Origin of the sequence: Myroides sp. (assembly GCF_032073645.1) — a bacterium.
GTDB lineage: Bacteria > Bacteroidota > Bacteroidia > Flavobacteriales > Flavobacteriaceae > Flavobacterium > Flavobacterium odoratimimum.
The window spans coordinates 63,630-85,157 of sequence record NZ_DAMANB010000006.1 but is presented as its reverse complement, the minus strand read 5'-3'; the positions used below and the strand labels follow the sequence as shown (position 1 = coordinate 85,157).

At 32.9% G+C, this 21,528-nt stretch carries 19 protein-coding genes; 9 read left to right on the top strand and 10 right to left on the bottom strand.

Features of this window, described 5'->3' with window-relative positions:
- Nucleotides 1-17: 17 nt before the first annotated feature.
- The 3 genes from RT228_RS06435 (at nt 18) to RT228_RS06425 (ending at nt 2,643) form a co-directional block, all read left to right on the top strand.
- The gene (locus tag RT228_RS06435; protein ID WP_006263474.1) at nt 18-482 is read left to right on the top strand and encodes a type I restriction enzyme HsdR N-terminal domain-containing protein; all 465 of its coding nucleotides are present in this window, start codon (nt 18-20) and stop codon (nt 480-482) included.
- Nucleotides 483-731: 249 nt separating this feature from the next.
- Nucleotides 732-1,730, top strand: coding sequence for a glycosyltransferase family 2 protein (locus RT228_RS06430; RefSeq protein ID WP_006261081.1), 999 nt, complete (start codon nt 732-734; stop codon nt 1,728-1,730).
- A gap of 79 nt (nt 1,731-1,809) precedes the next feature.
- On the top strand, nt 1,810-2,643 hold the full coding sequence (locus RT228_RS06425) for a flagellar motor protein MotB (RefSeq protein ID WP_006259013.1): 834 nt from the start codon (nt 1,810-1,812) through the stop codon (nt 2,641-2,643).
- Between the two features lie 202 nt (nt 2,644-2,845).
- On the opposite strand, the gene acnA is transcribed toward RT228_RS06425, so the two are convergent.
- On the bottom strand, nt 2,846-5,572 hold the full coding sequence (gene acnA, locus RT228_RS06420; RefSeq protein ID WP_006265191.1) for an aconitate hydratase AcnA: 2,727 nt from the start codon (nt 5,570-5,572) through the stop codon (nt 2,846-2,848).
- A gap of 502 nt (nt 5,573-6,074) precedes the next feature.
- Here acnA and RT228_RS06415 point away from each other — a divergent pair.
- The 3 genes from RT228_RS06415 to RT228_RS06405 are packed head-to-tail and all read left to right on the top strand — an operon-like array spanning nt 6,075 to nt 8,797.
- Nucleotides 6,075-7,022 (top strand): metallophosphoesterase, encoded by a 948-nt coding sequence (locus tag RT228_RS06415; RefSeq protein WP_058699567.1) that lies wholly within the window; start codon nt 6,075-6,077, stop codon nt 7,020-7,022.
- A 23-nt stretch (nt 7,023-7,045) separates the two neighbouring features.
- Nucleotides 7,046-8,374 (top strand): hypothetical protein, encoded by a 1,329-nt coding sequence (locus RT228_RS06410; protein WP_058699566.1) that lies wholly within the window; start codon nt 7,046-7,048, stop codon nt 8,372-8,374.
- Between the two features lie 9 nt (nt 8,375-8,383).
- Entirely contained in the window at nt 8,384-8,797 is a 414-nt protein-coding gene (locus RT228_RS06405) for an EamA family transporter (RefSeq protein ID WP_006259017.1), read from the top strand.
- A gap of 22 nt (nt 8,798-8,819) precedes the next feature.
- On the opposite strand, the gene RT228_RS06400 is transcribed toward RT228_RS06405, so the two are convergent.
- From RT228_RS06400 to RT228_RS06385, 4 genes are all read right to left on the bottom strand, one after another.
- A complete protein-coding gene (locus tag RT228_RS06400) occupies nt 8,820-10,310 on the bottom strand; it encodes a hypothetical protein (RefSeq protein ID WP_058699565.1) in 1,491 nt (496 codons plus the stop codon).
- 171 nt (nt 10,311-10,481) lie between these two features.
- Complete coding sequence (locus tag RT228_RS06395; RefSeq protein ID WP_006265187.1) at nt 10,482-12,749, bottom strand: cation:proton antiporter; 2,268 nt, start codon at nt 12,747-12,749, stop codon at nt 10,482-10,484.
- Between the two features lie 111 nt (nt 12,750-12,860).
- The gene (locus tag RT228_RS06390) at nt 12,861-13,571 is read right to left on the bottom strand and encodes a LytR/AlgR family response regulator transcription factor (protein WP_006259020.1); all 711 of its coding nucleotides are present in this window, start codon (nt 13,569-13,571) and stop codon (nt 12,861-12,863) included.
- On the bottom strand, nt 13,537-14,277 hold the full coding sequence (locus tag RT228_RS06385) for a sensor histidine kinase (protein WP_006261074.1): 741 nt from the start codon (nt 14,275-14,277) through the stop codon (nt 13,537-13,539). Before RT228_RS06385 ends, RT228_RS06390 begins: the two co-directional genes overlap by 35 nt.
- A gap of 351 nt (nt 14,278-14,628) precedes the next feature.
- Between RT228_RS06385 and RT228_RS06380 the strand changes: the two genes are divergently transcribed.
- Together RT228_RS06380 and RT228_RS06375 are read left to right on the top strand one after the other, a co-directional pair.
- Nucleotides 14,629-15,132, top strand: a complete 504-nt coding sequence (locus tag RT228_RS06380) for a hypothetical protein (protein WP_006261073.1) — start codon at nt 14,629-14,631, stop codon at nt 15,130-15,132.
- A gap of 167 nt (nt 15,133-15,299) precedes the next feature.
- Entirely contained in the window at nt 15,300-15,521 is a 222-nt protein-coding gene (locus RT228_RS06375) for a hypothetical protein (protein ID WP_006259024.1), read from the top strand.
- A 134-nt stretch (nt 15,522-15,655) separates the two neighbouring features.
- Here RT228_RS06375 and dnaN read toward each other — a convergent pair whose 3' ends face one another.
- The 5 genes from dnaN to RT228_RS06350 all read right to left on the bottom strand — a co-directional run bounded on the left by dnaN (nt 15,656) and on the right by RT228_RS06350 (nt 20,409).
- Entirely contained in the window at nt 15,656-16,774 is a 1,119-nt protein-coding gene (gene dnaN / locus RT228_RS06370; protein WP_006259025.1) for a DNA polymerase III subunit beta, read from the bottom strand.
- Nucleotides 16,775-16,855: 81 nt separating this feature from the next.
- Nucleotides 16,856-18,541 (bottom strand): gliding motility-associated ABC transporter substrate-binding protein GldG, encoded by a 1,686-nt coding sequence (gene gldG, locus RT228_RS06365; RefSeq protein WP_006265186.1) that lies wholly within the window; start codon nt 18,539-18,541, stop codon nt 16,856-16,858.
- Nucleotides 18,541-19,257, bottom strand: coding sequence for an ABC transporter permease subunit (locus RT228_RS06360; RefSeq protein ID WP_006261071.1), 717 nt, complete (start codon nt 19,255-19,257; stop codon nt 18,541-18,543). The genes gldG and RT228_RS06360 overlap by 1 nt, the downstream gene beginning before the upstream one ends.
- Nucleotides 19,258-19,265: 8 nt before the next feature.
- A complete protein-coding gene (locus RT228_RS06355) occupies nt 19,266-19,562 on the bottom strand; it encodes a putative quinol monooxygenase (protein ID WP_006259028.1) in 297 nt (98 codons plus the stop codon).
- 10 nt (nt 19,563-19,572) lie between these two features.
- The gene (locus RT228_RS06350; protein WP_006259029.1) at nt 19,573-20,409 is read right to left on the bottom strand and encodes an S-adenosyl-l-methionine hydroxide adenosyltransferase family protein; all 837 of its coding nucleotides are present in this window, start codon (nt 20,407-20,409) and stop codon (nt 19,573-19,575) included.
- 96 nt (nt 20,410-20,505) lie between these two features.
- Between RT228_RS06350 and RT228_RS06345 the strand changes: the two genes are divergently transcribed.
- The gene (locus RT228_RS06345) at nt 20,506-21,486 is read left to right on the top strand and encodes a PhoH family protein (RefSeq protein WP_006259030.1); all 981 of its coding nucleotides are present in this window, start codon (nt 20,506-20,508) and stop codon (nt 21,484-21,486) included.
- Nucleotides 21,487-21,528: the final 42 nt, after the last annotated feature.

Here is a 21,528-nt window from a genome sequence, read left to right as displayed (position 1 = left end):
AAAAATATCTTTGCTTTATGCAAAGACTGAATTTCCCACCGTTTGATTTTCGTTTCAAAAATAGTGAAAATAAGCTATCTATTTTTGATGTTATCCGTAAAAAGTTTATTCAGCTTACTCCTGAGGAATGGGTAAGACAGCATGTAGTACATGATTTGATCTATACTAAAGGTTATCCTCTTTCCCTCATCAGTGTAGAGAAAGTAGTGAGAATTAATGGAATGACCAAACGATATGATGTGGTAATTTTTAGACCTAATGGTGAAATCTTTATGCTCATAGAGTGTAAAGCGCCTGAGATAAAAATTACTCAAACAACATTTGATCAGATTGCTCGTTATAATTTTCAATTAAGATCAACCTATCTGTATGTCACCAATGGGCTAAATCATTACTACTGTCAAATGGATTATGAGAATAGTAAATATGTGTTCTTAAGAGAATTGCCGAATTATAATGAGGAATTAGGAATGAAGGATTAGTTAATAGAACAGTGTTGCAAAACTATAACGGCTCAAAGTCGGGAGACTTTGCGCAGCGAGAGGAATTAGGAAGGAAGAATTAGTTAACAGTGAACGGTTGACAGTTTACAGTCTTACAAAACTATAATAGCTCAAAGTCGGGAGACTTTGCGCAGCGAGGCACAGATTAATCAAATCCGCGCTAACAGATAACATATACTAAACGACATCACAAAAAAACGATTTCACACAAAAGAAAAACAAAACAAAATGAATAAAAAGTTTGCCGTAGCTATTTTAAATTGGAATGGAGAACAGCTGTTAAGACAGTTTCTTCCTTCTGTACTGAAGTATTCGGACAAAGCTAATATATACGTTATCGATAATGCTTCTACTGATCAGTCTATAACTGTTCTAGAACAAGAGTTCCCTTCTGTTCATATTATACAGAATAAGCAAAACTATGGTTTTGCTCAAGGATATAATGAAGGGTTAAAAGATATAAAAGAGCCTTACTTAGTACTGTTGAATTCAGATATCGAAGTAACCGAAAATTGGTTAGACTCGGTAGAAGAAATATTTGATAAACAACCTCGAGTGGCTATTGTACAGCCTAAAATTCTTGACTATAAACGAAAAACGCACTTTGAGTATGCAGGTGCTGCAGGTGGCTTTATAGATTCGTACGGATTCCCATTCTGTAGAGGGCGCATCTTCGATACCATAGAAGAAGATAAAGGACAATACAACGATATTATAGATATATTCTGGGCATCAGGTGCTTGCTTTTTTATTCGTAATGAAGTTTACCAAAAACTAGGTGGGCTCGATGAAGACTACTTTGCTCATCAAGAAGAAATAGACTTATGCTGGCGAGCACATCATCTAGGACATAAGATTAAATACACGGGGTATTCTACTGTGTATCACGTTGGTGGAGCAACTTTAAAGTATCAGAGTCCAAAGAAGACTTATCTTAACTTTAGGAACTCTCTACTTACTTTGTATAAAAATCTACCTTCTAAAGGCAAGTTTTCTACTATCTTTTTGAGATTGTGCTTAGATGGCATCGCAGGGGTAAGGTATATGCTTATGTTACAACCTAAACATTGTTTTGCAATTGTTCGTTCTCACTTTGCATTTTACAAACGTATTCCTATCTTCAAAAAAAAGGTATCAAAATCTCCTGTAAAAGAGTATTATCGAACTAAATCAATTGTTAAATTATATTATATTCAAAAACGTAAGACTTATATTAGAATATTCTAATTAAAATAGTTTAGGCTTTTCTTTCTATATTGCCATCTATTTGCTATATTTGACAAAACAATTCAATCATTTTTTAATTATGAAAAAAGTAGTTTTAGGATTATCTGTTTTAGCCTTGACATTAGGTTCTTGTGGTACAAAACAGAAAATTGCAGACTTAGAAGCTAAAAACAAAGAAGTACAAGATTTATTAAATACATGTACTATAAAACTAAACTCTGCTTTAGCTGAGAGAAATGCTTTCTCTAACGAGATCGAGCATTTGAAAAAGAACAACTCTGACTTATTAAGCAATATGGGTAACATGACTATGTTAACTTCTAAAGGTGCTGAAAACTTAGAGAAAACTTTGGAGAGCATGAAAGAGAAAGATCTTAAGATCACTCGTCTTCAAGATGCAATCACGAAGAAAGACTCTGTTACTTTAGCTTTAGTAAGAAGTGTGAAGAAAGAAGTTGGTTTCGATGATCCAGATATCCAAGTTAACGTAGAAAAAGGTGTAGTATACATCTCTATCGCTGACAAATTATTATTCAAAACAGCTGGTTATGAAGTAAGTTCTGAGGCTAAACGTGTATTAGCTAAAGTAGCTGCTATCGCTAAGAGCAAACCAGACTTTGAAGTAATGGTAGAAGGACATACAGATAACGTATCTATCAAAAACGCAATGATGAGAGACAACTGGGATCTAAGTGTTAAACGTGCGGTATCTATCGTTCAAGTTTTACAAAATGACTTCCAATTAAACCCTTCTCAATTAGTTGCTTCAGGACGTGGAGAGTATGTGCCATTAGTAGAAAACGATACTCCTGAGAACAAAGCTAGAAACAGAAGAACTAGAATCGTTTTACTTCCTAAGATTGATCAATTCTACGATATGATCGAGAAAGAAATGAAAAATATGACTAAATAATTTTAGCTATTAAAATAAAGAAAAAGGGCTGTCTTTTAAATAAGACAGCCCTTTTTTAATTACGAATTTAAATTGGTTTTCGGTTTACAGTAATCAGTTTACGACATTGCCCTGCGGGCATAATGTACTTAGATGATATGATACACTATGTATTGATATAATCATCTAAAACGATTTCACACTTTCACAAAAAACAAAAAACCTATTTAAGATAGTCTCTCAATACATATTGTAGAATACCATCATTTTTATAATACTCTATTTCAATTAAAGAATCAAAACGAGCTTTGGCCTGGAAAGAAAGAGTTTCTCCATTCTCTTTTACAGCCTTTACCTCTAGTATTTTGTGTGGTACTAAATCTTGTTCGATTCCTGTGATAGTGAATGTCTCTTTTCCAGTTAAACCTAAAGATTCAGCTGTTTGGCCTTCTAAGAATTGTAATGGAGCTATTCCCATACCAATTAAGTTACTTCTATGAATACGCTCAAAGCTTTCTGCAATAACAGCTTTTACTCCTAATAGATAAGTTCCTTTTGCTGCCCAGTCACGAGAAGATCCACTTCCGTATTCTTTACCAGCTAAGATTATTAAAGGAGTCTTGTCTTCTTGATACTTCATCGCTGTATCAAATACAGAAAGAGATTCATTCGTAGGTAAATAAGTACTATATCCTCCTTCGCGTTGTGCTACTTTATTCTTAATACGCACATTGGCAAAGGTACCTCTCATCATCACTTCATGGTTACCACGTCTAGATCCATATGAGTTAAAATCTTTTGGCTCTACTCCTTGTGACAGTAAATATTTACCTGCTGCAGAACTCTCATTAAAAGCTCCTGCAGGCGAAATATGGTCTGTAGTCACTGAATCTCCTAAATACAACAATACCCTAGCATTGTGTACATCTACAATTGGCTTAGGTTGAGCTGGTAAGTTCTCGAAGAATGGCGCTTGTCTGATATAAGTAGAGGGTTGATCCCACTCAAACTTCTGACCTGTTGGCGCTTGTAAGTTCTTCCAATCTTGCTCACCTTCAAAAATCACACTGTATACTTGTTCAAAATCTTCTTGTTTCAATGATTCATTAATTACTGCTCTAATCTCTTCATGCGTAGGCCATATATCTTTTAGATACACTGGCTGTCCATTAGGATCATAGTCTAAAGGATCATTAATTAAATCAATATCTACTCTACCTACAAGTGCATAAGCAACAACTAACATCGGAGACATTAGGAAGTTCATTTTTACTTGTGGGTGTACCCTAGCCTCGAAGTTTCTATTCCCTGATAATACAGATGCTACAACTAAATCGCCTTTAGTCACTGCCTCTGCTACAGGTAATGGAAGAGGTCCACTGTTACCAATACATGAAGTACATCCGTATCCTACTGTATGGAAGCGAAGTGCCTCTAGGTCTTCTAATAAACCTGAACGCTGTAAATACTGAGTCACAACCTTAGACCCTGGTGCTAAACTTGTTTTAACCCATGACTTCGTTCTCAGACCTTTCTCGATAGCTTTACGAGCTACTAGTCCTGCTCCAATCATCACTTCTGGATTAGACGTATTCGTACAACTCGTAATAGCAGCGATAACGATACTTCCGTCTCCTATTACATACTCTTTGTTCTTCTGTTTAATACGAACTGTACGCAGACTATCTTTAACAACTTCTGTAGTAGGATTAGTGACTTTATTCTCTTCGTAAGCAAACTCAGTACCAGAACCACCTTCTGATAGCCAAGCGTGCTCTCTACGCTCTTTAGTCTCTGTATAAGTACGATTATACTCTTGCTCTAATAAAGTAGAGAATGATGTCGCTAAATCTTTTACTAATATTTTGTCTTGTGGACGTTTAGGTCCAGATACTGTAGGTTCTAATGTATTTAGATCTAACTCAATCACAGTAGTATACTCAATGCTCTCTTTCCCTGTTCTCCATAGCATATTGTTTTTACAATAGTCTTCTACCAGCTTGATCTGCTCTTCGCTTCTATTCGTAGCACGCATATAATCTAAAGTACGGTTATCAATAGGGAAATAAGTAACTGTACATCCAAACTCTGGTGACATATTAGATATAGTCGCTCTATCAGTCACAGATAGATTATCTAAGCCATCGCCAAATACTTCTACGAATTTACCTACTACTCCTACTTGACGCAATATCTTCGTAATAGATAATACCATATCAGTAGCGGTAGCACCTTGTGGTATTTTACCCGTTAATTTTAATCCGATGACCTCTGGACAGGTAAAGTAAATTGGTTGTCCAAGCATAGCTGCTTCAGCTTCAATACCTCCTACTCCCCAAGCAATAACTCCAATCCCGTTTACCATCGGTGTATGTGAATCTGTACCTACTAGAGTATCTGGGAAAGCCCAACCATCTCTTTCGATAACACCTTTAGCTAAGTACTCTAAATTTACCTGGTGACAAATACCCATTCCTGGAGGAACTACTGTGAAGTTATTTAGCTCCTGCTGAGCCCATTTTAACAACTCATAGCGTTCAGAATTACGCTCATACTCTTTTTCTACATTTCCCTTATAAGAGTAGTCTGTTCCGTAATAATCTACCTGAACAGAGTGGTCAATAACCAAATCTACAGGAATTGCTGGGTTAATCTTATTTCCGTCCTTTCCCTGTCTGATGAACTCATCCCTCAAAGACGCAATATCTACAACAGCTGGCACTCCTGTGAAATCTTGCATTAAAACACGTGCTGGTTTAAAGGGGATATCTTTATCGGTACCCTTTGGATCCCAGTTAACTAGAGTGTCTAAATGTTCGTCAGTCACTACATAACCATCGTGGTTACGCAAAACATTCTCCAATAAAATTCGTATCGAAAACGGCAATCTTTCGATATTGTTACCCTTGTCTTGTAACTCTTTTAATGATGCAATTCTATACTTTGTCATAATTGTTAGTTTATAAAGGTTAAGTTACTGAAAACAAACTAGATTAGCTATTAAAAATTTATTAAAAATCCGCTAACATTATAACATATCCAACTTATAAACAGCAAAATAGGACTTCTTTAAAAATTATTATATTGGCAATTTGACTCTTATTTTTTTAGAAAACATAGACTTTTTTAATAGACTCCTATTACCTACAAATGAACAATACTATGTTTTTAATCAACAAGGTATCGCTATATCCTAATAACAGTTAATATTTCCCAAAAAAACTCCAGTAAACTGCTACAATTCATTCATTCAGTATTTTGCTAAATATCAAAACTAACTCCTAAAACATTACTCTATTCTCATCATCATGCTCTTTTCATTTTTATTTCATATAATACTTTTATCATAAACTAATTTTATTGTATATATCCTATATTCTCATTTTAATTTTATTTTTTTGATAATTTATTCGCAAATTATCGTACATTTAATAACACCAACAACTTGTATAATGAAAGCAATTGACAAAAATTTTGTAGACTTTGATATAATAGGAGATATTCATGGACATAGTAATGATTTAAAGCATTTATTATCTGCTTTAGGTTATTCTAACAAGAAAGGTTATTACCAACATCCTGAACGAAAAGTACTATTCGTAGGAGATTATATAGACAGAGGAATTAATATTATAGAAGTATTAGATATCGTAAAAAAGATGGTGGACAATGGAGAAGCTATTGCGTTGATGGGAAATCATGAGTATAACGCAATCTGCTATAACACACTTTCTACTAACGGAGAATACCTTAGAGAGCATACACCTAAAAACTTTAATCAACATGCTGTGACCATGGCTGCGTTTATGCAAGTGCCTAATATGTACAAAATGTATATAGAGTGGTTTAAATCTCTGCCTTTATTTTATGAGAATGATTCGTTTAGAGCTGTTCACGCATGTTGGGATGATCAACATATCAATTATTTAAGAAACAGATTAGTCAACGACTGTATTACGAATGATCTGTTAGAAGAAGCGAATACAGAAGGAACAGAATTATATAATGCTGTAGAAACTACATTAAAAGGAAAAGAAGCTAAGATGCCTTCAGGCATAACTTTCATTGATAAAGATCGTATACTGCGCACTGAGTTTAGAACTAAATGGTGGGAAGACCCTAAAGAAATGACTTATAACTCTATCAGTGTACATCCTATACAAGAGCTTCCTAATACTCCATTCGAATTTGAAAGTGAAAACTTTTATCAAATTATAGAGAAACCAGTGTTCTTTGGTCATTACTGGATGAAGCACAAAGTAGGCACTAGACCTAGTATCATAAAAGACAATGTATGTTGTGTTGATTTTAGCGTTGCTAAGGGGGATGGAATACTTGTATGCTACAGATATAGTGGGGAAGACAAGTTGGACTCTAAGCAACTCGTCTTTGTAAAATAACGTCAAACTCTCTCTCCAAATCTATGATTAACTATTTAAAACTTTTTCTAAAAAGAAAAAACAACAAAGAAATAGACAATACGTCATTAGATTTTTTGACTTTACAAAATTGTGATAACGCTGTTTTTATACTTGATAATCACTTAATAAGCAAAAACAAAATATCTTATTACAATTGTAACCAGAATATCGATGACATACAGGTATTATATTTTACTTGCATCAACAATAAACCTTTGCTGTTTATAGCAGGAAAGCACAATAGTCATATCCCTACATCATCAGTAAACTTTCTTCCTACTTTTCTACATCTTGCAGAAAAACTAGGTTTTAACCCTGTTCTACTAACAATATTTGAGGAAACTTTTAGCTGTGACAGAAATATGTTTGTATGGGCAAGAAAGAACCCTAGTAACTGTAAAGTACTAGAACAAGGTAAATATGCTGATACAATACTACAAGGATATGAATTACAGAATCAAGCAAAAACCTTTGTGTCATGGGAAACTCCTTATGAAGATGTAATTGCTTTAGACGAAGTTTTAGTCACGCAACCTTCTAATGAAGATGATTTAATTAAATATATATTCAAGGTTCCTGTAAGAATAGGTAATCTTGTTTTAAATGATTTTAGCTTCTATGATTGTCATCGAAAAAATATTCCAGTAAGTAACTACTTTTCTTACTGTGAATACAAACAGGCTATTAATAAGCCTTATGCTTTCTTAAAAAATGCTTTATTAGAAAACAAGAGTCTAACTAATGCTTCTATTGATACAGAAGAAGATAAAACTGTAATATTTAGCACAAAAGTAAAAACAGAGCAACTAGAGTTTTATTTCTCTAATGCTTATCCTGTGGAGCTAGATGCCGCTAATAACAAAGTGTTTTTCTTAATTACTAATTTAAAAGAATACTTAAATACTGTAATTTATCCAGAGTATATCCTTAAACTATCTATAGTCAATTGTACAACACTATCAGGCGATATAACACTGGATATACAAACCTATAAAGAAACAGCACACATCTATAGAGTACCAACTTTTATACAAGAAATCTCTCAAAATAAACCCTTTATTTGGATAGATGATAATAATGATGAAATAGGCTTCTCTGATGATCGCTATGCTCATATAATACCTCTAGCAGAGGTCAAATATATGTGTATAGAAACCATAGAGCATAGTGATGGTTCTATAGATTCTAAACTTAGTATTCGCCCTAATGGAAGTAATATGGAAATTATAAACATCTTTACTTCTAAAAGTGTAGATTTGAGCAAATTTAAAGAACAAATAAAAAGAGATATCCCTGTACCTATACAGTGTCCTCTAGATGATTATTTATAATAAAGAATTATGTGGAAATACTATGCTTTACTATCTGCTGTATTTGCAGCTTTAACTGCAATATTGTCTAAAGTAGGGGTAAAAGGAATTAATGGCAATCTAGCGACAGCTATACGCACCAGTGTAGTCTTAGTATTAGCTTGGGGAATAGTGATTGCAAATAGCGATTTTAAAGGAATGAAAGAATTGAGCAAATCTAATCTTATCTTCTTAATCGCTTCAGGAATTGCAACTGGACTATCATGGATATTTTATTTCAAAGCTCTAGAGTCGGGTCCTGTATCTAAAGTAGCTCCGATAGATAAGCTGAGTATTGTATTTGTGATGATTATCTCTTTTATCTTCTTAAAAGAGCCTATGGATCTAAAAACTATTATTGGTGGATGTCTTATTGTAGGAGGTACACTAGTCTTAATCTTATAAAGACTTTCTTTGGGTTCTAAAATTAACTCAAAGAAAGTTCTTCTATAGCTTCAATACCTGTTCGTTTACACACAATTCTAAATCGCTTATAATCTACTATATTTTCATACTTTATTTGTGCTATGAAGTTAAGATAATAGATCTTATCTGCTAATATTCTTTCTGGCTCCCCTATTAAATCATTTTGATCTAAAGTATACACTGTCACATAAGGGTTATTCATTCTTTGGGTAAGTCGAGTTAGATTAAAATGAATGATGTCGTTAATTCCGTCAAAAGCATATGTACTTTCTTTAATCACTTTTTTATTATCTAAGTGTACTTTCTTTCTGTACAACATAATCTTCTCGTTGTGAATCTTATTCTCTATTTCTAATAAGGCTGAACGATCACGCAAATTAAGCACTTCTTCAGGCACTTTTTCTTCTGCTATAAAGTCTACAGATTCCTTTATCCATCCTATCTTCTGATCCTTTACACTAATATTCGTTTTATTATCAAAATACTTCCCTCCTAACTTTCCAATAAAGTAATAACGCATTAGCTCCTTAATTCTATCTTTCAACATATAACTAATAACTAATGCTACAAATAAAGGCATCGTAAAGTTGCCATATTTCTGTTGAAAAGAGAAAGCAATAATAGTAGCAAAAATCATAGATAAACCTGCTGCTAAACTATAATAAATCTGTTGTGCAATCACGCCATCTTCGTCTTTTCGTTTATTCGAAATTAGAGCTAAATCAGATTCTATATACTTATCTAACATCGTATGTCTATACACCACCTTCTGGTTATTCTCTCTATCCCCTTTCTTAATATCTAGATAGTTGTGTATTTTCATATACTCTTTTTCTCGTGTTATCAATCCGATTAGATGTTGACGCACTTTCTCTGACAAATTGTACTGTTCTCCCTCTAATAGCTCTAAAAAACCGAAAACTTGATGTACTATAGCATAAGATAAATATTCATCTGCAAAATCATAATAGTTTCTTGTCTCACTTCCTTCTTCTACTCCTACCAACAATTCTCTCAAACCTCTAAATTGAATAGAGATATTCTCTACTGCAGAAGCAAACTCAAGGCATCTTACTTCTAAATCATCAGTTTGATAGCATTTTTTAATCTCTGTCAAATGATTTCGGATGGCACTTCTAAAGATAGCCATAAACATCTTCAACTGAAACTCATACTCCATTAATAACTCAGATGAATCTTCTTCTGATTGCAACACATCATTTAAGGCTGAACGCAAATTATTCAATGGAACTGCTCCGTTATCAACAATCTCTTTTAGAAGGTAAATAGGGGTAATAAATCTAACTTTAGACTTAACATCTGAATAAAACTGATCTTTAGTATATGTAGATGCATTAATGTCTAGGCTATTAGGAATAAAAAACCAGGTATTAATATCAAACTCAGCTGTCTGACCTATCTTTTTTGTTTTAAAACCAACCTTTACCTCTATCGAGTAAGCATCATGAATACTTGTTTCTATGTCTATCATACCTTAAACCTGGAATATCTATGTGAAGATATTAAATAATTCTGAGGTTAATCACATATTTCAAAGCAAACAACAATACAATGCTATCCGATAATCTCTATATTCTAAACAAAAAACTGCTCCCTGGACAGAGAGCAGTACCACAAATTAATATAAAACACACAACAATTACTACAGTTGAATTAACAACATAGATGGTGCACTGTTTAGCCATGTTTTTCGTTCTTCCACTAATGTTTTCCAGCTTTCTAAACTAATCAACATTAGATTAAAATCTTTGACAAACTCATTATTAACTTCTTTTGCGTTTACAATGCGGATATGGTTAGGTTTAAATTGTTCAATCAATCTAATCTGTTCTTTAAACTCGGGATAACTTTCTAATTGCCCTGTTGCGTCTAACACCGTAATCTGTGCTTCACTATTGCGAATCCACTTCTGTGCATAACTTAACAACTTCAAATCTTGTTTAGAGAACACAGGTAAAAAGATTTGTTCTACCTTATCGAAGTCTTTATTGATAAAAATTCCCACAGGTACTTTAGATCTATTAAGTATTTGTTGAGTTCTAGCATTAAACCACGAGTTTTCAAAGAATTTTTCTTTTCCTGTTACCTTGTTTAATAGCACATCTGGATTGATAATACGAGTGGTAAAGCCTAAAATATTCCCTAATAAAGACCCTCTATAGATAGAATATCCTACCTCAATTAACAATAAATCACTGATTTGCTCATTAACTACATTGACCACATCACTTTCGATATCATTGGATACCTTATAATAGGTCTGTACCTCTTGATCTAAGGCTGTTGCCTCTTCTTGTACTGCTTCAAATATTTCATTCTCATACTCTGTAGAGGTAAAAGCATTTACTTCAATACTATCTACTAAGTGCATCGCTGTAATCCCTGTATCTGCATTATTTTTACCTACAAAGCTACTAGCCAGTCTCATCAGAGGAGCCAAGCTTGTTTTGTCTTCAAAGAAAAGAGATACTTGATATTTTCCTAAATTCGGAGTTACTGTTTTTACTTCATCATCTCCTAATGGGCCGAATATTTTTGCAATTAAATCTAATACTGGGCCTGTCATAAAGGTCGTTGCTAAGGCCATAATCACCATCATAGCAAACACTTCTCCTGTCAATACACCTAGATCAAAACCAATATTCAATACAATCAGTTCCATTAGCCCTCTAGTGTTCATCAGTGCTCCTATCGTTAAGCTATCTTTCCAAGATATACCAACTATCTTGGCCGTTAAAGCACTACCGACAAACTTTCCTATCGTTGCTACTAAGATAATTACTCCTGTCACCTTCCATAGATAAGGTTCATTTAAAAGACCTATTTCTGTACGTAACCCTGTATAAACAAAGAATAGAGGTAAGAATAAAACTACTGCTACATCTTCCACCTTCTCAATAAAGATATTTCTGATCTTCATATTATCAGGCATTACAGCTCCTGTCATAAAAGCTCCAAATAAAGCATGGATACCAATTACCTCTGTACAATAAGAAGAAATAATTAATGTCAATAAAAATATAGCTACTGTTCCTTTAGAGAACATATTACTCGTTGGCTGATACTTAGCAATACGCGCCAAGAATGGCTTGACTAATTTTAGCATCACGATTACATAAATAATAGCTAGAGCCATGATGTAAAGTGAACTAGCAAAACTTCCTGCTTGTACAATCGCAATTACAGCTGCTAATAGACACCAAGCCGTGATATCATCTGCCGCTGCACAGGTAATCACAATGGTTCCTAAACGTGTCTTTTGTAAACCTCTCTCCTGAACAATACGTGCCAATACAGGAAAGGCTGTAATACTCATGGAAATCCCTAAGAATAGCCCAAAAGATAAGAACTCGACTCCCTCAGGTGCAAAAGATGTAAATATATAATAAGCAAGTGTCATCCCTAAAGCAAAGGGAATGATAATACTAGCGTGGCTAATCAGAACAGCATCATGTGCTTTATTCTTCAACACTTTTAAATCTAGTTCCATTCCGATGACAAACATGAATAGGATTAATCCTATCTGACTTAAGAAGCTTAAGTTTCCTAATGAATGTACAGGAAATAACGCTTCTGAGAATTCTGGAAAATAAGCTCCTACAAAAGAAGGACCTAAGGCAATACCTGCAATGATTTCTCCAATTACAGAAGGCTGTCCTATCTTCTTACAAATCCATCCGAATACTCTAGCCACTAAAACAATAGTAACAATCTGAGCTAATAATAAAGCCAATGGGAAATTTAGGTTATCTTGTATAGTATCTAAGAAGTTTTCAAAAATACTTTTATCAGACACTACTTTAACGACATTCGATTCTAATTTAACTCCTTTAGAAACTACCCAATACATTAAGGCGGAACACCCTCCTATAATAAAGAAATATAAAAGAGAATTTTTAAACTTTGACATACTACTTACTTTTTAACGATACAAACATCTCTATAATAATATTTGTAAATAGCAAGAATGAATCCAAAGACCACCAAGTTGTAATGAAAGTATGTTTTTCTGTAATGAATTTTATATCTTTTCTAAGAAGTCAGTTTTATAAGTCATCCCAAGTGTTAATTCTAGGGGTTTCCCGTCTACTCCTTTAAGTGTAGTCGTTATCTCATCATGACTAAAAAAACGAACTATTCTCAGAGCAATTAATTCCCCTTTATTGATACGACAAAACTTAGAACTAGGCAAAGCTGAAACGAACTTATCTAAAGACATATTCTTAGCTATCACTACTTGGTTGTTTTCTAAATATACATCTTTATCTCTACTGTCCATTTCATTAGTTGTGATATAAAGAATATCAGAGAAGTATAGCAGTGCTTTTCCTTTGTTAGAATTAATAGTAATAAAAGTAGCTTCATCGACTGGTTTATACTGTCGCATTGCTTTTAGTACTGCTTTGTGAAGTCTTTCTTTTTTAATTGGTTTGGCAATATAGTCTATCGCTTCTATTTCAAAAGCCTCTAAAGCATATTCTTTATAAGCTGTCACAAAGATAACGCCTTTATTAGGGAGCAGTTGCGCTACACTTAGACCATCTAATCCAGGCATATTGATATCTAATATGACCACATCAAAGTCTTGATGTGGTGCTTCTTCTAAAAAGACTGCTGGATCGTTATATGCTTTTACGATTTCTATTTCCTCTATTTGCTCACATAGCATCTTTAAATACTTTAACCCTAAAAGTTCATCATCTAGTAGTATGCATTTTAGTTTTGAAATCATGTAAATTAATTTTTAAGTGCGTAGAGTAAATATGATCATCCTCGTTCTTTTCTAATTTATAAGCATTCCCATATATCAGTTCGAGTCGCTTATTCAAAGCTGTAAGGCCATAACCTCCTTTTTCTTTATGTAGGGTCTTCATACGGGATTTTTTATTAGAAACTAACAAATCGAAATGCCCATTTTTCAGTTTAAACAAAATAGAGATAAAAGCATCTGTACTTGCCAGGTCTGCATGCTTAAAAGCATTTTCAATCAATTCTACGCATATAAGAGGAGCGATTAACTCTTCTGTATAAAACACCTCCCCTTCACCTATATTAGATCGTATATCAAGCCTAAAAAGAGGATTAAGCTTAATCTTATTGATATCGATAAGTCGCAAAGCAAATTCGTGTTCTTCTTTTAGAGAGACCATTTTTCTCTGGCTATCATATAAAATATAATCTAACACACCTGCCATCTTATCTAATGCATAGTAGGTCTGATAAGCATGAGACTGAATAGAATTTAGAATATTCTTAAACAAGTGAGGATCTAATCTTGACTCAAGGTTTTCTAATTGTAAATAACGCATCTTAGAATCAAAGAGATATTTTTCCTTTTCTAATTCTAAACGCTTTTTATTATTCTGTACAATTAAGTACACTAAACATACAATAGCTACTATCAATAAAAAAATTACTATGACTAAAAAAGCTTTCATCTACCTTTATTTTAAAACAAAACTAAAGAAATAAATCGATTTCATAATATCATAATTTATAGATACAATTTAGCTATTTCAATACTAATACAGATAAATAAACATTTTTTTAATACTTAAGAAACACTAAAACAGCGTACTGACTAAAAGTTGCAATATATAATTATTACATAAAACTAAACTTTTATTTAAAAAACACAAAAAACACGCATATCAAACTATTATTAATCAATTTAAACGCATTATACTATTGAATTCTAAAAACAAACGAAATATATAAAAATAAACCATTATTTTAACAATAATAATTATCTTAGCATATATAATAAATCAAATAAAAACACCATAAATATGATAGTATTCAAATCTGATTTACAAAATCACTTGTCAAATCTAAATGCTAAAAAGGAAAGTAAAAACACCACCAATTACATACTTTCTTATTTGACACAAAACACCATTACGCCAATTGGTTTTTATGGCATGCTGGAGAATAACCAAATAGAAAATATCTTAAGCATTAAAAAGGCTTTAATCAATTTATTCATAGATATTAAACTAGAAATACTAGATGCTATAGGATACCTAACAGAAGACCATTTACAGGATCTAAACAAACTAAAAATCCTATTCCAAATCAACGAACAAGAGCTTCTAAGCTATAAAACGTATGAAATTCAAGACATTATAACACAACAGATTTCTACTCTAGAAAACAAATGTAAAAACAACGGATTAGATATCATGAAGAACCTAAATAGCCTAAAGAGATTATTAGGAATACCTACTCCAGAGCTAAATATGACTTTAGATACTAATCTATATACTAACTCAATGACGGAAGTAGTAATCTAGCAGTAATAGCCAAACTCACAAACAACAACAAAAACAACAAATACTTTTTACTATATTCAGATTATTTAATATACTATTCAAAGTATACAACATTATAATGTTTCTATTGAAACATTTACTTGATCTTGGTATAGTCTTAGCGGTCTTCTAGATAAACATCTATTATTATGAAACCGTCAATTTTTATCATTCAGATAATCACTCTATCTGTCTCCATCTACTTTAATAGTCTAGCAATAGATTACTTGATTCAATATATACATACAGATCTAGATCACATCTTTGGTATAGCACTTGGTATCACTGTAATTTCTTCTATTATTACATTACTGACATTCACTTACTTTATTTGGGGTATAGTACAGCATATCACTAAACGAATTACCTAGTGCATTTTCAAGCAATTTTAAACTTATCGTATTGATATTTATTCAAATACACTTATCAGATATCTTTGACTAATAGAAACAAAAAAACCTCCCTTCTAATTGAAAAGAGGCTTATATATTATATAGTTTATTTCTTAACTATTAAGCATTACAGGCATTACTAACATCGTAACTGTTTCACCATCTTCTAACCCATCTACAGGTGTTAAGATTCCAGCTCTATTAGGTAATGACATCTCTAATAAAATATCATCAGACTGTAAGTTATTTAACATCTCTAATAAGAATCTAGAGTTAAATCCGATTTGCATATCATCTCCTTGATAATCACAAGTAAGACGCTCATCTGCTTTATTAGAATAATCAATATCTTCAGCAGATATATTTAATTCTGTACCAGCAACTTTTAATCTTATCTGATGTGTTGTTTTATTAGCATAAATAGAAACACGTCTTACAGAACTCAAAAACTGTGTTCTATTGATTAAAAGCTTATTAGGATTCTCTTTAGGAATAACTGCCTCATAATTTGGATATTTTCCATCAATCAAACGACAAGTCAAAGTATAGTTCTCAAAAGAGAATTGTGCATTAGATTCATTAAACTCAATAACAACATCTGCTCCTAAAGCCATTAAAATACTCTTAAGAATATTAAGTGGTTTTTTAGGCATAATAAAACTAGCCTCGTTCGAAGAAACGATATCTGTACGAGAATACTTTACTAACTTATGTGCGTCTGTTGCCACAAAGATTAATCCTGAAGGAGAGAATTGGAAGAATACTCCTGACATCACAGGACGTAAGTCATCATTTCCAGCAGCAAATATAGTTTTGCTAATAGCTGTTGCTAGAACTCCTGCAGGAACTTCTGTTCTAGAAGGATCCTCTAATGATTCTGCTTTAGGAAACTCATCTCCTTGCGCATATGCTAAAACGTATTTACCTACGTCTGAACTAATTTCAATTGTATTGTTTTCCTTAACTGAAAAAGTCAATGGCTGCTCAGGAAATGTCTTTAATGTCTCCAACAATAACTTTGCAGGAACAGCTATACTTCCTTGACTTGTAGATTCAATTTCTAAAGTAGCAGACATTGTAGTTTCTAAATCTGAAGCAGATACCTTTAATACATTATTATCTAACTCAAATAAGAAGTTATCTAAGATATGTAAGGTATTACTACTGTTTATTACACTACCTAGAACTTGTAATTGCTTTAACAAGTAGGAACTCGATACTATAAACTTCATACTATAATTGTTTTATATGTAAAAATACTTTTACAGTTACAAATATATCCGATTATTACCAATAATAAAAGGATTATTGCGTTACTTTTTATTGAATTTGCGTTTTCTTATAAGAATAAATATAGTTCCGAAAACTACAACTAGCGCTATAGGTATCACTAATACTTTCATTTGGATAGAAGTATATTCACGTTCTACACTAACTTTATCTAGCATCGGAATCTTAACCTCTTTGGTTCTCAAATTAATAAGTCCCGTATCGTCTAAAAGATAATTTACAGAATTTACTAATAACTCCTTATTTCCATAAAGCATATTAGTCCATTTATCATAACCTAACTCTAAAGGCATTCCTTTATCGTCTAGCTGATTTCTAATAATATCTCCATCAGAAATTACAATCATTTGTGTTTGTTTACTTTCTGAAAGTGGTTTATCTATTGTAAAAGGCAATACTCTATTCTTAAAAACAGAAGGAAATTCCCCCTCTAATAGAACGCCTAAAATATAACTTCCTTTACCTTCATAAAACTCAGGAGTAACTTCTTCCTTTAAAACATTAAAACTAATTTCACCTGGAACTCCTACTAAACTAGAGTACTTTGAGGATTTAGCTAAAATAGTCTTTTTAACTCCATTTTTTAGAGTGTCGATAGGAGAAGCAAAATCATACTTCACTCCTTCTATATTCTTTACAATAGGATGGTCTATATCTGGATAAACAAATGGTGCAAACTTCCACAAGAAGTCTGTATACACAGTTTCACTCCCTTGTCTACCTGATGCTAATTTTATTTTTGTACTGATTTCATCCTTTACAAGCACAGGATTGATGCGTATACCATATCTAAAAAGCAATTCTCCTAAGCTTTGGTCTTTATTATACGCTAACATAGTCCCATTCGAGCGCAAGCTATCAAAATCTGCTTGAACTTGATCTAACAACCACATCGTTTTACCTCCATTCATTACAAACTGATCCAACACTCCTACCTGCTCTTCAGAAAAAGCTTTTGTTGGTTTTGCAATAATCGCTAAGTCAAATTCTTTTAACTGATCTAAGGTTTTTTGAGGCTCATTAGACACACTTTCTAATGTAAATGGTGCTAAGTGATAAGTCTCACGTAAAGTCATCAGAAAATCTGCTATATAAGCATCATCTAACTCTCCATTTCCTTTAAGAATAGCTATTTTTTTACTTTTCTCTATTGTTACTTTACTGATAGCCTCAGCTAATGCATATTCTAAATGCTGTACAGACGAAATCACTTTTTCTTCTGTATTCGCCCCCATCATATTCTTCAGTAATTGTACTCTAGCAACCTTCTCTCCTTGACTTACTAATGCCCAAGGAAAAACTAGCTGTTGACTTTGAGCCCCTTTATCCGTTACTGTAATGGTTACAGGTTTTAATCCATACTCGTATAATTGTTCTAAAGTTTCTGCCTTATTAGCTCCTTCTTCATTTGGGTCTATAAATCTAAACTTAATATTTTCATTTCTAGATTGTATTTCCTCTAGTAATTGCTTTGTCTCGTTCTGTAACCTTCTAAACTCTAATGGGAAGCTCCCTTTTAAAAACACATCTACGATTAACAGATCCTGAACATTATCTACTATCCCAACTGTGCTTTTAGACAAAGTATATCTCTGATCTTGCGTAAAGTCAATACGTGTATAAGTTAGAGCACTGATAACGTTAATAATAACCAAAACAACTAATAATCGAACCAGTAGTTTTACATCTCTTTTTTGAAACTTTTTCATTATTTGCGCAGTGTTTTAATTTTAAAGACAGTTACCCCTAGACATAAAACAGTCATAGATCCGAAATAAATCAAATCTCTAGTGTCTAACACTCCTTTCGAAATACTTCTAAAGTGATATAGAATCCCTATTTTTTCAAACCACTCTCCAAATAGCCCTGCTAACATATCGATTCCCAATGAAAAAAACAGGCACAAAACAACACCTACTATAAAGGCTACGATCTGGCTCTCTGTCAATGAAGAAGCTAATACCCCCATCGAAACATAACAGCTCACTAAAAATAACAATCCTATAAATGAACCTATTATACTGCTATAATCAATTACCTGTCCTTCTAATACAATATTATTCAGCACAAAAACGTAAACTACAGTAGGCACAATAGCCATAAATATCAATGTGAATACTCCTAGATATTTTCCTAGTACAATCTGCCAAACAGATAAAGGCTTAGTCAACAGCAACTCTATCGTTCCATTTTTAATCTCTTCTGAAAAGCTCTTCATACTAACAGCGGGAATCAAAAATATCAACACCCAAGGCGCTAAATAAAAGAATGGAGATAAATCAGCAAAACCACTTTGCAACACATTATATTCTCCATCTATAAACCATAGCAGAGCTCCATTTATCACTAAAAATAGGACGATAACAAGATAACCTGTCAATGAGCTAAAGAAAGCTCTAATTTCTCTAAGACTAATTGCCTTCATAAAAACATCTATTTAAGAGTAACGACTTTATCCACACTCCACGCCTCTGCTTTCTCTTTGAATAAAGTCTTTGTGTAAGGCCATATCTCCCCGAAAAGTTCTGATTTTTTATATGCTTCTAGATTACTTTCATCTTCCCAATAACTATAAGTAAAGAAAATATTAGATTGATCCTTATCACGATATACTTCTAAGAATTGACAACCAGGATAATGTCTTACCTTATCCTTAATCGTATCAAAATGCTCTAAAAAATCATGTACCTTATTTTCAAGCAAGGTTAGCTTTACAATTCTTATAAACATACTTTTTATTTTAATATTGTGTTTCAGAATCAAATTCAATGACAATAGTATCATTTAACTGAAGATTCATTAATTTTCGCGGAGTTCCTCCTGGTGTGTCAGGTTTAGAATAGAACAATGCAATAGTCAACAAATCTATATCATTAAATATAGCAACTAGTTCGCCTGCCCTTTCTTTTAAGGTAGCTCTATCATTAAGCTTGAAGTCTGCAAAATAGTCATTTATTCGATTGATTCTATAATTCTTAACTCTGATAGCGAATTCTCTCCCCTCTGAGACTACTTCGTAGTCACTTCTATGGATATTAGTCACAAGGTTACCATAAGAATCCTCATAGATCACCTTACCTGTTATTTTATTTCTATTTAAAACGACATTTGTAGCCAGTCTACTAGGACTATAGATAGATTCTAACATCACTCCTATTTCTTCTAATTGACGACCTTCATTTAGTTGATATGCACAATAGACAAATATATCATTTGATTTCATCATACCATCATGATTAATCTCTATTGCTTTATCGAAATCCTCATCTCCTAAAATAATACTAACTATTCCATTATCTGCTGTAATAAAATAATGCCCATCAAATTCTACACAAATTGCCTTTGTATAGTCGGTCACAGAAGCATCAACTGCTATAATGTGAATAGTACCTTTCGGAAATTGGCTATATGCTGCCCCGATAACGAATCCAGCGTCTTCGGTATTATATTTACTTATTTCGTGTGAGATATCAACTAAATTACAGCCAATGATATTCGAATAGATCTTCCCTTTCAAAGCTCCTACATAGTGGTCCCGATATCCAAAATCTGTTGTTAGTGTAATTATTCTCTGCATTATTATTTTTCAATATATTTTTAAGAAAAATGATTTTTTTATAGTAGATTTGAATATACAAAATTAGATTATTTTTTTTAATTAACTCTACAGGTATTGAACGAAAGGATAATAGAATTAACAGATTTTAGCCCTAAAGATTTTTGGGGCCCACAAGACACTCATTTAGATATACTTAAAAAATTATATCCAAAAGTTAAAATTGTGACAAGAGGATCAGTCCTAAAGATTTATGGAGATCCAGAAATTTTAGATGAATTTGAGAAGAGTTTTGACCGACTAGTCAAATATTTTATCAGATATAATCGCATCGATGAAAACATTATCGAAAGATTAGTCCTTGATAGTGCACCTCCTTCTCTTCCTACAGACGACATTCTCGTACATGGAGTATCTGGAAAACTTATCAAAGCAATCACCCCTAATCAACAAAAACTAGTCAAGTTCGTTGAAAAGAACGATATGGTTTTTGCAATAGGACCTGCTGGTACTGGTAAAACTTATACAGGGGTAGCACTAGCTGTAAGAGCTTTAAAGAACAAGGAGGTAAAGAGAATCATACTTACTAGACCTGCTGTTGAAGCTGGAGAGAACCTTGGCTTCCTTCCTGGAGATATGAAGGAGAAGCTAGATCCTTATATGCAACCATTATATGATGCACTTAGAGATATGCTCCCTCCACAGACATTAGATGACTATATCCTTAAAGGGGTTATACAGATAGCGCCATTAGCTTTTATGCGTGGACGTACATTAGATAATGCCTTTGTTATCCTAGATGAAGCTCAGAATACGACCCATTCTCAAATGAAGATGTTTCTGACACGTATGGGTAAAAATGCTAAATTCATCATCACAGGAGACCCTGGTCAGATAGACTTACCTCGTAAAGTATCTTCTGGATTAAAAGAAGCTCTTTATATCCTAAGAGACGTAGATGGAATAGGAATGCTATATTTAGATGATAAAGATATCGTACGACACAGATTAGTAAAGAAAATCGTAGATGCTTATAAGACTATTGAAGAAAGACCTGATAAGATGTCTATAGAAGAACTAAAAAAAATGGAAGGTTAACTAGTTAACCTTCCATTTTTTATTATTTATTTCAATACAATT

Excerpts from the sequence above, each read along its gene's own strand:
- RT228_RS06435 (WP_006263474.1), top strand. The coding sequence starts at position 18 with ATGCAAAGACTGAATTTCCCACCGTTTGATTTTCGTTTCAAAAATAGT.
- RT228_RS06430 (WP_006261081.1), top strand. The coding sequence starts at position 732 with ATGAATAAAAAGTTTGCCGTAGCTATTTTAAATTGGAATGGAGAACAG.
- RT228_RS06425 (WP_006259013.1), top strand. The coding sequence starts at position 1,810 with ATGAAAAAAGTAGTTTTAGGATTATCTGTTTTAGCCTTGACATTAGGT.
- acnA (WP_006265191.1), bottom strand. The coding sequence starts at position 5,572 with ATGACAAAGTATAGAATTGCATCATTAAAAGAGTTACAAGACAAGGGT.
- RT228_RS06415 (WP_058699567.1), top strand. The coding sequence starts at position 6,075 with ATGAAAGCAATTGACAAAAATTTTGTAGACTTTGATATAATAGGAGAT.
- RT228_RS06410 (WP_058699566.1), top strand. The coding sequence starts at position 7,046 with ATGATTAACTATTTAAAACTTTTTCTAAAAAGAAAAAACAACAAAGAA.
- RT228_RS06405 (WP_006259017.1), top strand. The coding sequence starts at position 8,384 with ATGTGGAAATACTATGCTTTACTATCTGCTGTATTTGCAGCTTTAACT.
- RT228_RS06400 (WP_058699565.1), bottom strand. The coding sequence starts at position 10,310 with ATGATAGACATAGAAACAAGTATTCATGATGCTTACTCGATAGAGGTA.
- RT228_RS06395 (WP_006265187.1), bottom strand. The coding sequence starts at position 12,749 with ATGTCAAAGTTTAAAAATTCTCTTTTATATTTCTTTATTATAGGAGGG.
- RT228_RS06390 (WP_006259020.1), bottom strand. The coding sequence starts at position 13,571 with ATGATTTCAAAACTAAAATGCATACTACTAGATGATGAACTTTTAGGG.
- RT228_RS06385 (WP_006261074.1), bottom strand. The coding sequence starts at position 14,277 with ATGAAAGCTTTTTTAGTCATAGTAATTTTTTTATTGATAGTAGCTATT.
- RT228_RS06380 (WP_006261073.1), top strand. The coding sequence starts at position 14,629 with ATGATAGTATTCAAATCTGATTTACAAAATCACTTGTCAAATCTAAAT.
- RT228_RS06375 (WP_006259024.1), top strand. The coding sequence starts at position 15,300 with ATGAAACCGTCAATTTTTATCATTCAGATAATCACTCTATCTGTCTCC.
- dnaN (WP_006259025.1), bottom strand. The coding sequence starts at position 16,774 with ATGAAGTTTATAGTATCGAGTTCCTACTTGTTAAAGCAATTACAAGTT.
- gldG (WP_006265186.1), bottom strand. The coding sequence starts at position 18,541 with ATGAAAAAGTTTCAAAAAAGAGATGTAAAACTACTGGTTCGATTATTA.
- RT228_RS06360 (WP_006261071.1), bottom strand. The coding sequence starts at position 19,257 with ATGAAGGCAATTAGTCTTAGAGAAATTAGAGCTTTCTTTAGCTCATTG.
- RT228_RS06355 (WP_006259028.1), bottom strand. The coding sequence starts at position 19,562 with ATGTTTATAAGAATTGTAAAGCTAACCTTGCTTGAAAATAAGGTACAT.
- RT228_RS06350 (WP_006259029.1), bottom strand. The coding sequence starts at position 20,409 with ATGCAGAGAATAATTACACTAACAACAGATTTTGGATATCGGGACCAC.